Source organism: Salegentibacter echinorum, assembly GCF_900129445.1.
Taxonomy (GTDB): Bacteria; Bacteroidota; Bacteroidia; order Flavobacteriales; family Flavobacteriaceae; genus Salegentibacter; species Salegentibacter echinorum.
In genome coordinates this window covers 174504-188713 of the sequence record NZ_FQVT01000003.1, presented here as the reverse complement: position 1 = coordinate 188713, position 14210 = coordinate 174504, and the positions used below count along the sequence as shown (strand labels likewise).

At 36.4% G+C, this 14210-nt stretch carries 9 protein-coding genes; 4 read left to right on the top strand and 5 right to left on the bottom strand.

Features of this window, described 5'->3' with window-relative positions; all coding sequences use genetic code 11:
- Nucleotides 1-684 precede the first annotated feature (684 nt).
- A complete protein-coding gene (locus BUA71_RS06840) occupies nt 685-4404 on the bottom strand; it encodes a metallophosphoesterase (protein WP_072878051.1) in 3720 nt (1239 codons plus the stop codon).
- A 54-nt stretch (nt 4405-4458) separates the two neighbouring features.
- On the opposite strand from BUA71_RS06840, the gene BUA71_RS06835 reads away from it, so the two are divergent.
- A complete protein-coding gene (locus BUA71_RS06835) occupies nt 4459-5643 on the top strand; it encodes a Pycsar system effector family protein (protein ID WP_072878039.1) in 1185 nt (394 codons plus the stop codon).
- Here the strand turns inward: BUA71_RS06835 and BUA71_RS06830 are convergent.
- On the bottom strand, nt 5635-8010 hold the full coding sequence (locus BUA71_RS06830; RefSeq protein ID WP_072878032.1) for a GAF domain-containing protein: 2376 nt from the start codon (nt 8008-8010) through the stop codon (nt 5635-5637). The genes BUA71_RS06835 and BUA71_RS06830 overlap by 9 nt on opposite strands.
- 136 nt (nt 8011-8146) lie before the next feature.
- Here BUA71_RS06830 and BUA71_RS06825 point away from each other — a divergent pair, with 136 nt between their 5' ends.
- Nucleotides 8147-9268, top strand: coding sequence for a TlpA disulfide reductase family protein (locus BUA71_RS06825; protein ID WP_072878404.1), 1122 nt, complete (start codon nt 8147-8149; stop codon nt 9266-9268).
- 430 nt (nt 9269-9698) lie between these two features.
- Here BUA71_RS06825 and BUA71_RS06820 read toward each other — a convergent pair whose 3' ends face one another.
- Nucleotides 9699-10394, bottom strand: a complete 696-nt coding sequence (locus tag BUA71_RS06820; RefSeq protein ID WP_072878030.1) for an SIMPL domain-containing protein — start codon at nt 10392-10394, stop codon at nt 9699-9701.
- 55 nt (nt 10395-10449) lie between these two features.
- Nucleotides 10450-11097: a rhomboid family intramembrane serine protease gene (locus BUA71_RS06815; protein ID WP_072878028.1), complete on the bottom strand. Its 648-nt coding sequence runs from the start codon at nt 11095-11097 to the stop codon at nt 10450-10452.
- A gap of 52 nt (nt 11098-11149) precedes the next feature.
- On the opposite strand from BUA71_RS06815, the gene BUA71_RS06810 reads away from it, so the two are divergent.
- Nucleotides 11150-12031: a lysophospholipid acyltransferase family protein gene (locus BUA71_RS06810; protein WP_072878026.1), complete on the top strand. Its 882-nt coding sequence runs from the start codon at nt 11150-11152 to the stop codon at nt 12029-12031.
- Between the two features lie 56 nt (nt 12032-12087).
- Here the strand turns inward: BUA71_RS06810 and glmM are convergent, their stop codons facing one another.
- A complete protein-coding gene (gene glmM / locus BUA71_RS06805; RefSeq protein WP_072878025.1) occupies nt 12088-13473 on the bottom strand; it encodes a phosphoglucosamine mutase in 1386 nt (461 codons plus the stop codon).
- 119 nt (nt 13474-13592) lie between these two features.
- On the opposite strand from glmM, the gene BUA71_RS06800 reads away from it, so the two are divergent.
- Nucleotides 13593-14174, top strand: coding sequence for an acyl carrier protein phosphodiesterase (locus BUA71_RS06800; protein ID WP_072878023.1), 582 nt, complete (start codon nt 13593-13595; stop codon nt 14172-14174).
- Nucleotides 14175-14210 lie beyond the last annotated feature (36 nt).

Genomic DNA, 14210 nt, shown 5'->3' with positions numbered 1-14210 from the left:
GGAGTTTGTTGTTCTGGGTTATCAGCTATCGGCTGGATTCGATGCGTCATTTCAATATCTGGTAACTGAAACTGTTGGTTTTGTTTATAGTTTGGTGTTTGTGGTTTGAATCGTCGAAGCACGAACTAACGAATTATCACATAAACATACCCCCCTTCTTTCCGGCCGAAAATAGCGAAAAAGCTACCTCTCCTTGAAAAATGGAAAGAGCATTTAGGCTTTAGTTTACCGGTGGTTAGCTGTGAGGTGTTAGTTGACAGTTATCGGCTTGAATCGATGCGCCATTTTGATATTTGGTATCTGTTGGATTTGTTTATTGTTGGTGTTTGGTGTTGAATAAATCACCAACTAACGAATTACCACATCAACATAAGACCCCTCCGTCTATCCTGCCGAAAATAGCAAAAAAGCCATCCCTTGAAAAAATGGGAGGAGCAATTAGGCTTTAGTTTACCGGTTGTAAGCGGTGAGGTGCCAGTTGTGGGTTATCGGTTTGAATCGATGCGTCATTTCGATACCTGGTAACTGTTGGTTTTGTTTATAGTTTGGTGTTTCTGGTCTGTTGTTGAACCACGAGCTAACGAATTAACCCTTTTACAAATTAACGATTTATCCCATTCACGTATTAACGAATCACCACATTAGCACATTAGCACATTAGCACATTAACACATTAACGAATTATCAAAATTCAAATCCGAAACCAAAAGAGAACCTATAACCTTCGCTGCCTTTAAACAAATTAAAAGTTCCATTAACTGCCTGGGCACTATTTATCCAAAAACCAATTCCGTAGCTATCGTGCCACTTATTGCTGTCTTCAAAATCATTCCAAACCCTACCTAAATCGTAACCGGCGAAGACCCCAATTTGAAGTGGTAAAAAACGAGTAGTAAATTGATCGAAGCCATATCTAAGGTCGGCGCCGGTGGCAAAAGCCGATTTTCCAGTAAACCGCTGTAAACGATAACCTCTTAAGCCCGTGTTTCCGCCAAGTTGTGCTGCCTGATAAAACTCATAGTCGTCTCCCATATTTAAATGTGCCTCCACTTTAGTTTTTAATACCAGTTTTCTATTGGTAGTGAGTGCATTGTAAAACCCGAGATAAGGTTTAAAATAGGCGTAAGTTTGGCTGGTTTCTGCAGTATTCATCTGGCCACCAAGGTTTAGTTCAAACTTCATCCCCCTGCTTGGATTAAGCACATCATCATAACTTTCATAACGATAAAGCGCATCAAGACCTGCAAAATATTTTCTATCGAAGAAATCTGGATCTCCAGTTTCAAAATCTTCCGTAATAAACCTATTTTCGGTAGCCTCTACCTCATAACCTTCAAAACTTGCCATATATCTAAACAGACTTCCGAAGGGAGTTTTATTTTCAAAACCTGCTGTTACACCAAACCGACTTATTTTCACCCTGTTATAATCGAAAGTGCGATCGTCATCAAGGTTTGGGGTTTCATTTCCGAAGCCAAAAAAGTTTCTTGCAAAATTTGGGCTGGTATAATTAGCTCCTACCTTAAGATTGTATTCGCCAAGAATATGCGCAAACTCTCCTTTATAATATAGATCGAAACCCTGGGTTGCAAAATAATACCCGCCACCAAAAGTGTGCTGCGCAGAAAATGGATTTCGCTTAAAGAAATTGATTGTTGCTACTGTTTCCAGCCCAATTTTAAAACCATCATCTGGGTTATAGCCAAATGCCGGAATTATAGCCCCGGTCCTAAAGTTTTTCTTGTCCTTATCATAAGTATTGATCTCATAATCATCAGTAAACCTCAATTTTGCATTTTTGGCTTCTTTTACCGTATTTGGTTTAGACTTGTGATCGTAAATTTTTAAACGTTTTCCATTTCTTATTTTATAAATGTCATTGTTCTGGCCACCAATAATCCTTGTAAAAATATAGGTGTCGCCTTCTCCTTCTACCGTGATTTCATCATCATCGTCTAAAGCATAGATCCAAATCTCTTTGGTTTCGTCTTTCTTATAAATCTTATCACTTACTACCTCGGCTCGTTTCCCCTTTTTATTCCTGGAAATTTTTACCCGGGTCTGTCCGTCTTTCATTCGGGTAACATCTACAAAATCATCTTTATCGGTACCTGTGACAATCGCCAAATCGGCCATATAATCATAATAGCGCATGGCAATTTTCACAATATTATCCCGCCTGGCTTTTACGTTCTCAATTAAAGCTTCTGTCGTTTCATCCTGAGTTTCCTGCGGAAGTTTTGCAAAAGCTTTTTCAATAATCTCATCGGTAATGTTTTCCTGAACGTATTCTGCTTGTTCCTTCCAGGTTTCTTTTCCTACATTTTGCAATAAGGAACGGTCTAAACCGGTAGCCGAAATATTAAACCATTCAATATCATTAATATCTTCCCCATACACGGCAAATTGAGAAGCAAATCCCGTTAGCGCCCTTAAGGTTCCAAAGAAAGCTCCGTCAAAATTAGAAAACACCTGGTCCCTATCGCGCGGAATCTGCTCAAACCTACGATTACCTTCTTCATCCTCAATCTCTGCCCAACGCCATTGATCCTGGTGACGGTCCCAGTCTCCTATTAACATATCAAAAATCCTGGCTTTTACATAAGCCGGCTCATCCAGGTTGTATTTTTCGTCTCTTCTTAACCTATCGAACATACCCGCTGTACTTTGTATATCGTGATTTGGTGCCCCAAAAAACTCTGCGCCAAGCCAATGCTCCTCGGGCCGCTCTTCTATCATATAGATGGCATCGCCGTGCTCTTCATTATATTTTCCCAACCTGGGTTGTTTGGGTAAATAATAGAGCTCGGGATTTGTATGATACACTCCTATAGCATCTGCTAAAGTAGGAATAGTTAGGAAAGCATAAGGATGTGCCGCGGTATAAAAATCGGTAATCACATCTTCGGCTACAGTATTTTCTAATTGTTGTTCTATAGGTGTATTTTTAAAAGCTACAGTTTGTAAAAACTGAACTGCTTTCTTCTTTATACGTCTAAAATTATATTGTCTGCCCATAGAATCCTGCACACGTATAGATATGGTTTGGTGTCCTCCCCCGGCCCGCATAGGTTCCAATCCACCATAAAGTGTATCTAAATCTGCCACCTTTAATTGAATATTGGTACCGTATAATTCCCGGTAACGCTCACCCCATACAGTTCTATGTACAGCTCCTTTCTCGGTCTCGTCTTTGGGATAAACTGAAGTTGTAACAGTCTCGTTAAATTGCCTGGGAAGTTGAGAGGTGTCATATTCCTTTGGCGCAGGAAAAACTTCTTTTTGGTATAATAGTTTTGATTTTCCATCTTCATTTCCGTAGAAACTCACCCAGGAAGAACCGTCTTTAAAAACATCATAAACCGCAAAACCCTGCTCGGGATAGGCAAAAAGACCATCATGACTTAAGGTTGCGTAGCTCGCCTTTGAACTTGAGCCTGAGACTATCTGTTTAATATTTCCGTTTTCTATAAATTGTAGGCTATGTTCGTGCCCACTTACAAAAATTAAGCGCTCCGATTTTTGGGCAAGTGTTTCCAGACGAGTTACAAAAGATTTGTAACGTAAATTTTGCTTATCCTGAATGGAAACTCCACCGGTGGTTCTAATTAAGGTTGCCAGGGAACCTAAGATTGGAATGGGGATTTCACTTTGTGAAGGGAAAACATGTTTATCTAAATTATACTGCCCACCATGTACACCGTTGGTAAAAAGGGGATGGTGCAATGCAAAAATGATGGTTTTATTCTGACTTTTCTTTAATTCGGTCTCTATTTCCAGGAGTAAAGCTTCCCGGGTTTTAATCTCGGCACAATTATCATTAATGGTCGGGCTTTTATCCCAATCTTCCAGGTACCATTGAGAATCTACCATAATTAAGGTAATCTCATCGCCTATGTCTTTAATTTCCAATCCGCACCCGGTCTTTGGACTCCAAATAAGTTTATCACCATACTGTTCTTTTAAATACTTTTCTTCCCGCTCTAAACCCTCAAGCTTATTACTATACCAATCGTGATTGCCGGGAATAAATATCACCTTTCCACCGTGACCATCCAGCGCGTCCAATTGGGCATCTAAACGATATTCAGCGGCTTTCCTATCTGGGTCTTCCTTTTTTGGCATTCCCACAGGATAAATATTGTCGCCAAGAAAAATGGTATAATTGTCACTTTCTTCTACTGTTTTCAAATAATCCTTAAAAGCGGTTAAGCCTTTTGAACTTCCACCAACAGGCGAGAATCCGCCATCACCAAGTAAATAAAAAGTCTTCTCGATCTCTTTATTTTTCGGGTAATTAAAGTTTGAAGTAGGTTCCCCGTCACGATATTTTGGATCTGTAGAAGCACAGGCAGAAATCACTAAGATGGTTATTAGTGATATAAAGAAGTTAGTTTTTTTCATAAAAGTTATTGGACATTTTTTGTACTTTGGCGCAACAAATTAACCATTATATATATGAACAATCTCATTGAGAAAGCAGATGAATTTGTATTAAAGCTTTTTAAAGAAAAACTTCCTAACACCTATATATACCATAATCTTAAGCATACGCAACGCGTTGTTAAAAGTACTAAAGAATTAATTGACAAATCTCAAATTAATGTTAAACAAGAAGAGGCATTAATACTTGCCGCCTGGTTTCACGATACCGGGTACACCAGAGTATATAAAGGACACGAAGAAGAAAGCATAAAAATTGCTTCAGAATTTCTAGAAGAAAACAATGCGACTCCAGAGCTTATTGAAGAGGTATCTAAGAATATAAAAGCTACAAAATTTGATAGAAAACCCCAGGATCTTTCCGAAGAAATAATAAAAGATGCCGATTGTTCTCATTTTGGAAAAGAGTATTTTAGAGAAACCAGTGAATTATTACGACAGGAATTAGAGCTGCATAATATTAAGAATTTCACTTCTTCAGAGTGGATCCAGGAGAATATAAGAGTAATTACTCAAAAACATCAATTTTATACCGAGCCGGCCATTGCTGAGTGGGCACCTGTAAAAGAGCAGAACCTGCTGGGATTAATTGAAGATCAAAATAAACAGCAGAAAAAATTAAAAAAAGAGGAGGCTAAAGCGCGAATGAAAGCGCAATATAAAAATGACAATCCAGAGCGTAGTATTCAAACTCTCTTTAGAATTACCCTAAGAAATCACATTAAACTAAGTGATATTGCCGATACTAAGGCCAATATACTACTTTCGGTAAATGCGATAATCATCTCCCTGGCCCTGGCTAATATCATTCCAAAATTAGATGCCGCCAGCAACAAACATTTATTGATACCTACTTTAATCCTTGTACTTTTTAGTGTGGCTTCAATTATTCTCTCTATACTTTCTACAAGACCCCAGGTTACCGGTGGTGAGTTTACCAAAGAGCAGATTAAAAACAGGGAGGTAAACCTCTTATTTTTTGGGAACAGCCATAAAATGTCTTTCGAAGATTTTAAATGGGGAATGAAAGAAATTATTAAAGATAAAGATTATGTTTATGAATCTTTAATGCTGGATTTACACCTACTGGGGAAAGTCTTACACAGGAAATATAAAATTCTAAGAGTTACCTATACCGTTTTTATGATAGGGATTATTATTTCGGTTATTGCTTTTGTAGTGGCTTTTTACCTAATGTAATTCTAATTCATCCATAAGGTTTTCATAAGTAATGGTTCGGTCTGGTTCGTTGCTATCTGGCGTGTAAAGTACATTTACCCTTATTGCTTTAAGGCCTACTACACCCTGCACGTCCTCTAATTCTAAAAGCTCTATGTCTTCACCAAGATAGTCCTTGGTTTGCAGGTAATTTATATATCTTAAATACTCCCGCTCATCTGACCGCTGACTGTAAACTATCGCGATGGTACCTTTTTTGGTAATGCGCTCTTCTGTATCTTTTATAAAGGACTTATCTATTCTCTTTTTAATGATTTCATAACGAGCATTGTATGTCCCATCTACATCAAATTTTTTCTCATCCATACGGTACCGAATCGACATCGTAGAATTGTACACCAGGATTAAGGAAGCAGCATCCAGTTGCATAGGTGTGGTTTGTTGCAATTGATAAAACCTATTTTCCATTTCGCACATGGTCCTTAATTGCCATAACCTTAAATTATATAGGTACACCTTGTTAAAAGGCTTGTCTTTCACCATTTCTGCACCAATATATATATTATGATCCACCCCATCGGTTTTATACCGCTCAAAATAATGTGGATAAATCTTTTGTGCTTCCACCTGTCTACGATCCAGGAAGCGGGACATCGTTCTATTTATTTGCTGCACAGTTTCATCATAATCTTTACGATGATTATAAATAATGCCGGTTTCAGGATTTAATTTATGCTGATATTCCTCTACTAATTTTTTAAGTTCTGACGACTGCTTTTTTAGGTGGTTCATAATGGGGTTCACTTCCTTCTGAAGCAAATTAAAAACTTTTTGTTCACTAGAAGCATTCAAGCTGTTCTTTAGGTCGTCCATGAAATCCATGATCCTAAATTTCACCTGTTCATAAATAGGAATCTCTTCTGTTTCGTAAGCTTTGTCTATTATGGATTGAATATCTTTTAATTGATTTAAAAGATCTTTTTTTATAGCCTCATTTCTCGAATCTGAAGATGCCACCACATCAATTTGGCCATAAAGCGGGTAAATATCTTTAAAAACGATATCTTTAAAAGAAGCCAGGCCATCGTGATCATAATCTTTAATAAACTTTTTAGCTTCTTTTTCAAAAACCCATAAAACGCTAGGATGTATAGAGGTACATTCACTCTGTATAACCGCTTTTACCCTATTTTCAAAATCGGTGCGATTTCTACCCACCGCAGTAGCGATATATGGTAATATCTCATCTAACTTAGTGCTATTAATGCTATTTAACTCGTTTTTGTTTTTAGCAACAAGCTCAAGCACGCCCAGCATATTATTATTCTTAACTACCGGGGCAAGAATACAACTGTTGATACCATTCTCTTTAAGTTTTTTTGACAGCAAATTATCTTGCGTTTTCCTGGCATATTCATCTACATTAGCAATACTAAAAAAACTATGATTTTCAAAAAGAGCGGTAAAACCTTCTTCACAAATTGCTTTTCTACATTTGCACTCCAAATCTTCATTTAGTACAAAACTATGAGTATCTTCATTTTCCATTTTTTCAAATACCCCATCTTGTGAATTATAGACGGTGAAACCAACTCTTAGATCTGGTATCCTATAAATAGAACGGAAAATTTCTTCCAGCTTCTGCAATTCTTCGTTTTCTGAACTTTGTTTAAAAAGTAGTGCAGTCTTTAATTCAGAAATCGCATCGTCTATGGTTACATCTGTAAGGTTTATAATGGTAAAGCCCTTAAATACCCAGCTCTTTGGGGGAAATTTCTTTTTCCAGAGATCGATATTCTCCACGTTCTGAAGCAATTCATCTACATCTTCATCTGTAATTTCTATAGCCTTATCTGTTGGATAAATTTCCACAAAATTACCGTTTATAGCAACGCGATAATGTCTATTGATTCCCTGTTCATTTGGGATATCATAAAATAACGGCCTGGAAAAATCAATTTCGTAGCCATAATAATCATTCAAGATATTAATACAAGCCTGAATATAGTGCATATCTGTACTCAGGTTTCGCATTTTTAACTCAAAATTATTTGGAGTAACCTCCATTATTTTTTTTAAGCGGGAAGATCTGTTAAAAAGGAAATTATGGAATGGGATAGAGGCTGCTTTTATCTCATTGTTGGATAAAACACTGGGAAAAAGATCATCCAGTAATATCCTAATAGGTTCTTTATATTCTTTTAGCTTCTCAAAATCTTCTATTCCATTGGTAATAGCGGGATAAGCCTTTATGTGCTTAAGAATGCTTTGTATATATTCGCGCGCAACCTTATTATCCTCTTCTTCCAATTGCTGTTTATATTGCTCTACAACCTTATGGAAGCTGATTTTTATATTAAATGGGAAATCTTCAATTTGTTTTTTCATAAAAAATCAATGTGCGCTAAAATACATATTCCACACAGCTTAAAAATACAGCTAGTTTAAATTAACAATTTTTTATAAAATAAGAAATGAAAAGCCGTTATAGATGCTTATTTTTGCGATTAAATATAAAAATATTATGCGTAAAATAGTTGTGATGTTAGCTGTAGTTACAGCATTTATGTCCTGCCAGGAGGATAAAGGTTATTTTATTTCTGGTAATGCCCCCGGTTTAGATAATGGGAAAAAAGTTTATGTTTCTGAAATTGATGATTCCAGTAACCGACCGGTGATCATAGACTCTACAACAATTAAAGACGAGAGTTTTGAATTGGATTTAAAGAATGTAGAAGATCCTAATCTAAGTTTCTTAGAATTTGAAGGTGCGCAGGGGAATGTTATTTTTATTTCTGAAAATGAAAATATTAAATTCAAAATCCACAAAGACAGCCTTAGATCTTCTAAAGTTACCGGCGGAAAAGAAAACCGATTGCTTGCTAAATATTTAGATCATCTTGAAGGTATCAACACCAAAGTGATGAAAGGTCGTGGCGAAATGCGCGCTGCCCAGCAATCTAAAGACAGTGCTAAATTTACCACTTTAAAAGAGACAGAGAAAGAAATTCTGGATAACGATAAAGTCTTTAAAAAGAAAATTGTTGAAGAAAATCCCGGTTCTTTTGTTTCTGTGATGATTATAAGCGATATGCTTAGAATGAAATCTTATCCTATTAAAGATATTAAAGAAATGTTTGATAACTTGTCTAAAGATATTAGAAACACCGGTCTTGGGCAACAAATAGGTCAGGCATTGGAAGAAAGAGGAAAAGTAGCCGTGGGCAGTAAAGCTCCAGAATTTACCGCTCCTACTCCTGAAGGAGAAGAACTTGCCTTAAAAGATGTTATGGGGAAAGTTACTGTCATAGATTTTTGGGCTGCCTGGTGTAAACCCTGTCGTGTAGAAAACCCAAACTTGGTTAAAACATATAATAAATATAAGGATGACGGATTAAGTATTATTGGTGTTTCTTTAGATCGTCCCGGGCAAAAAGACAAATGGCTGCAAGCTATTGAAGATGACGGGTTACCATGGCACCAGGTTTCTAACCTGGAATTCTGGCAGGACCCGGTTGCCCAATTATATGGTATTAAAGCAATTCCCGCCGCGTTTATTTTAAATGAAGAGGGTACTATTGTGGCTCGTGATCTTAGAGGAGATGCCTTAGACAATAAAATTGGAGAATTGCTGAATAATAAGTAATCGTATTCCTATCTGGATTTATAGAGACAAGATCGCTATGTTGCAAGAAAAAAGAGAAAAGACTAAGTTCTAACTGAGAATCTTGCTTTTTAGAAGTAATAATTCTCAAATAACTATTTTTTGATGAAGATCTTAAATTGCAAACAGGATAAATAAAATCGGTTCTAAGACTTTCGATAAAAGAATGCTTGCTAATTGGGCTATCTTGAATCAGACCTAAATGAAATCCTTAAATCAAAAAAAGCGCCCATTGGCGCTTTTTTTATTAACATTTTTCCAATTGGTTATCTAAGAAAACCATAACGTCCAAATAATTATAGATCAGGTCAAGCGCAGTCGAGACCTTGTCTCTTGTCTCTTGTCTCTTGTCTCTTAATCTAATATTTAACGATTGCGGTACCAAATCTTAAAACCTTAAGTAACATCCCTCCTATTCCATCAATAATTGAAAAGTAATATTAACCTTTACACTTATTTCCATTTCCCCGGGGGCAATGGTTTGCTGTTGCTGCCCAGAGCTATCGCTACTGGCTTTCATTTCCATCATTCTATAAACCGGTTGGTGGTAGTTATTTCCTACTTCACTTATTATATAAGCTTTACCTACCTTTTGATTTAAAGGAGCCGCTAGGGTTTCAGCGCGTGATTTAGCATTTAAAACTGCTTTTCTTCTGGCTTCAGCTTTATGTTTTTCTATTTCTGAAGATTCAAAAGTCACCCCATTTATTCCATTTAGACCGTTTTCAAGGAGGCCTTTCATAATCATTTCATATTTGGCAATATCTTCTAAAGTAATTGAAATTGCCTGGCTCGCCACATAAGTATAAGTTTTATCCTTATAATTATATCGTTTATTCAAGTTGATATAATCTGTATTTATATTTTTTTCAGCGAGTCCTTCTGCCTTTAAAAACTTTATCACTTTATTAACCACCTCATCATTTTGTTGCTTTACCGAAGTAGCACTATTTCCTTCGTGCTCAATTTGAGATTTTATGGTTACCTTATCTGGGGTTACATTTACTTTACCCTCACCAGTTACGTGAATCCCCGGCTTGGAGTTTTCAGATTGCGCCTGCATTCCCAAGCCAGTAATTACAGCCATTAAAAGAATTATTTTCTTCATAAATTTAGATTTAATTAGTAATAGTTCATTCAATTTAAACAAGAAAGATACCAAACTAAATTTTGCCCATCTTTTGAAGCACGAAAAGGAATATAATGGGCAGCGCCAGCAGAATAACCATTAATAAATGTTGTTCGAAAACCCAGGAAGCTAAAACAAGAGTAAGCAAATAACCCCCCACGGCACCACCAAAGTGCGCATCGTGCCCTATATTTCCTACCTGGCGTTTCATACCGTAGATAGTATAAAACAAGTACCCGATTCCAAAAAGATAAGCCGGGATAGGAATGATGAAAAATAAGCCTAACATCATATCTGGCCTTAACAAGATTGCAGAATACAAAACCCCCATTACCGCGCCGCTGGCTCCGACAGCCGTATAATGATTATCTTTTTTATGAAAAAAATAAGATAGTAAATTCCCCAAAACAAGACTTGCCAAATAGACTAATACAAACCCTGTGTTACCTAAGAAATAAATGACTGAATTTGCAAAAAAATAAAGCGTAAGCATGTTTACAAAGAGATGCGTGGTATTAACGTGTAAAAACCCCGAAGTGAAAATTTGATACTGCGCCCCGTTATTTATAGCTGCAATATTAAATTTATATTTCTGAAAAAAAGATTGATCATTAAATCCCTTAAAGGAAACCAAGACGTTAATACCAATAATTATAAGGGTTACCAGATTTAAATCTCCCATAGCTGCTTTAATTTAGTGCCAAATATACCATATATTTGCGGAAATTAATTTTATGCAAGCTGTAGTTTTCTGGTTGGTTTACCCACTGCTTTGGCTCATTTCAATACTTCCATTTTGGTTGTTCTACCGTGTTTCAGATGGGGTCTATTTTATAGTCTATTATTTGGTAGGCTATCGTAAAAAAACAGTCACCGAAAACCTAAGTCTGGTTTTCCCCAATAAATCTTCCGAGGAAATTAATAAAATTCGGAAAGCTTTTTATGCGCACATGGTAGATATGTTTCTGGAGATGATTAAAAGTATTTCCATAAGCGAAAAAGAATTAGAAAAACGCTTCACCTTTACCAATTTAGATGAGTTGAGAAGAATTGAGAAACTCGATAAAAGTATCATGCTTATGTGTGGGCATTACGCCAGTTATGAATGGCTAATTGCCTTGCAGAATCACAACTTAAAGCATAAAGCTTTTGGGATTTATAAAAAAATTAGAAATAGGAATTTTGATAAATTGGTTAATGATATTCGCGGTAGGTTTGGAACTATCCTTATTCGAAATGCCAAAGCCACCCGAACCATTACAAGAAACGAACAACAAAACCTTCTGGGTATTTATGCCATGATCGCAGACCAGTCACCAAAAACCCCCAGGTATAAAAACTGGATGAATTTTATGGGGATTGATGTTCCTTTTTTTATTGGTACAGAAAAAATGGCAAGGCAATTTGATATGGCTGTACTTTATTTAAAAGTAGAGAAAACAAAAAGAGGCTATTATGAAGCCTCTTTTATTAATCTTGCAGATCACCCGCAACAAAAAGAACCGGGTGAGATAACTCAAAATTATATTACCGAATTAGAAACGCAAATAAAAAACGATCCTCAATTTTATCTTTGGACACATAAACGCTGGAAACATCGCAAAAATAAAATTTGAAGCATTTTTCATGATAATTGAGATTTCGCTTCCATCTACGTGCTACTCAACTATTCCTAAGCTATTACCGCTTTAATTTCTTTGATCATATTTTCAGCTAATTGATCTGCTTTTTCTTGGCTTTTTGCTTCGGTGTAAATTCTAATAATTGGTTCGGTGTTAGATTTTCTTAGGTGTACCCAATTTTCAGGAAAATCAATCTTTACGCCATCTACAGTAGAGATTTGCTCTTTACTATATTTTTCTTCCATCTTTTTCAAAATATTATCTACATCAATTTCCGGAGTTAATTGAATTTTATTTTTACTCATAAAATAAGCAGGATATTCCTTTCTTAAGGCTGAAACGCTAATATTTTTCTCGGCAAGATGGGTTAAAAACAGCCCTACCCCTACCAGGCTATCACGACCATAATGGGCATCGGGATATATAATTCCACCATTTCCTTCCCCACCTATTACTGCATTTTCTTTTTTCATAAGTTGCACCACATTTACTTCGCCAACCGCACTGGCTTTATAACTACCACCATGCTTCTTAGTCACGTCGCTAAGCGCTCGAGAAGAAGATAAATTACTAACCGTGTTACCGGGAGTTTTAGATAATACATAGTCGGCACATGCTACCAGGGTATATTCTTCGCCAAACATCTCTCCGTTTTCATCAACAATGGCAAGCCTATCTACATCTGGATCCACAACAATTCCTAAATCGGCTTTTTCTTTTTTCACTAAATTGGAAATATCGGTAAGGTGCTCTTTTAAAGGCTCCGGGTTATGCGGGAAATGACCATTTGGTTCGCAATAGAGCTCTATAACTTCTACCCCAAATTTCTTTAAAAGCGCAGGAATTGCAATTCCCCCGGTAGAATTTACTGCATCTACGACGACCTTAAAATTAGCTTTTTTTATCTTTTCAGCATCGACTAGTTTTAGCTTAAGCACTTCTTCAATATGCTTATCGATATAACCTTCTTTGCGGGTAATTGCGCCTAAACTATCAACATCAGCAAAATTGAAATTATCGGCTTCAACCAGTTCCAGGATTTTTGCTCCATCGGCACCGTTGAGGAATTCCCCTTTGTTATTTAATAATTTTAAAGCATTCCATTGCTTGGGATTATGGCTGGCGGTAAGAATAATCCCGCCATCGGCTTTTTCTAAAGGAACAGCCACTTCTACAGTAGGCGTAGTAGAAAGATCAATATCTATTACATTAATCCCCAGTCCCGTTAGGGTATTCATAGTTAGATCCTGAACCATTTTTCCAGAAATCCTGGCATCACGCCCCACCACTACCGTTAGCTTTTTATCTTCGGAAGTATTTTTAAGCCAGGTGCCATAAGCAGCTGCAAATTTTACAGTGTCTATAGGCGTGAGGTTATCACCGGGTTTACCTCCAATGGTTCCCCGAATTCCCGAAATAGATTTTATTAAACTCATAATTATATATTTTCAATTTAGTTAGTTTCAAACATTAACAAATATAAGCTGTAAACCAGTAGCACCAAAACTTAACAAAAATTAAGCAACAAACCTTGTAAATTATGTAACTTTCGGGAATGAATTTTCTTGCACACATCTATCTTTCGGGTGACGACGATGAATTAAAAATTGGAAATTTTATTGCAGACTCTGTAAAAGGAAAACAGTATTTAAAGTATCCCGAAAGAATTCAGAAAGGTATTATTCTGCACCGGGCTATAGATAGTTTTACAGATACCCATCCTATAGTTAGCCAAAGTGTTTCTAAACTATTCGATAAATACGGACATTATAGTCGGGTGATTATGGATGTGCTCTACGATCACTTCCTGGCAGCCAACTGGAAAAACTACAGTGACATCTGGTTAAAAACCTACACCGAAGATTTTTATAAACTCTTACAGGATAATTATAAAGTTTTACCCAAAAAGGTACAGAATTTTCTGCCTTATATGGTTTCTCAAAATTGGTTATATAGCTATCGTACTATAGATGGAATTGAAAAAATTCTAAGTCAGATGGGCCGAAGGATTACGCATCCGGTAGCCATGAACTTAGCGGTAAATGAATTACGCGAATTTTATAGTGAATTCGAAGAAGAATTTAACGCTTTTTTTGAAGAGTTAATAAATTTTGTGAAAGCAGAAATAAATAGGTAAATCCGTCTCTCATTTTCCTGAAAGTTTTAAAGGAAT

Coding starts and splice junctions, on each gene's coding strand:
- BUA71_RS06840 (WP_072878051.1), bottom strand. CDS start 4,404: ATGAAAAAAACTAACTTCTTTATATCACTAATAACCATCTTAGTGATT.
- BUA71_RS06835 (WP_072878039.1), top strand. CDS start 4,459: ATGAACAATCTCATTGAGAAAGCAGATGAATTTGTATTAAAGCTTTTT.
- BUA71_RS06830 (WP_072878032.1), bottom strand. CDS start 8,010: ATGAAAAAACAAATTGAAGATTTCCCATTTAATATAAAAATCAGCTTC.
- BUA71_RS06825 (WP_072878404.1), top strand. CDS start 8,147: ATGCGTAAAATAGTTGTGATGTTAGCTGTAGTTACAGCATTTATGTCC.
- BUA71_RS06820 (WP_072878030.1), bottom strand. CDS start 10,394: ATGAAGAAAATAATTCTTTTAATGGCTGTAATTACTGGCTTGGGAATG.
- BUA71_RS06815 (WP_072878028.1), bottom strand. CDS start 11,097: ATGGGAGATTTAAATCTGGTAACCCTTATAATTATTGGTATTAACGTC.
- BUA71_RS06810 (WP_072878026.1), top strand. CDS start 11,150: ATGCAAGCTGTAGTTTTCTGGTTGGTTTACCCACTGCTTTGGCTCATT.
- glmM (WP_072878025.1), bottom strand. CDS start 13,473: ATGAGTTTAATAAAATCTATTTCGGGAATTCGGGGAACCATTGGAGGT.
- BUA71_RS06800 (WP_072878023.1), top strand. CDS start 13,593: ATGAATTTTCTTGCACACATCTATCTTTCGGGTGACGACGATGAATTA.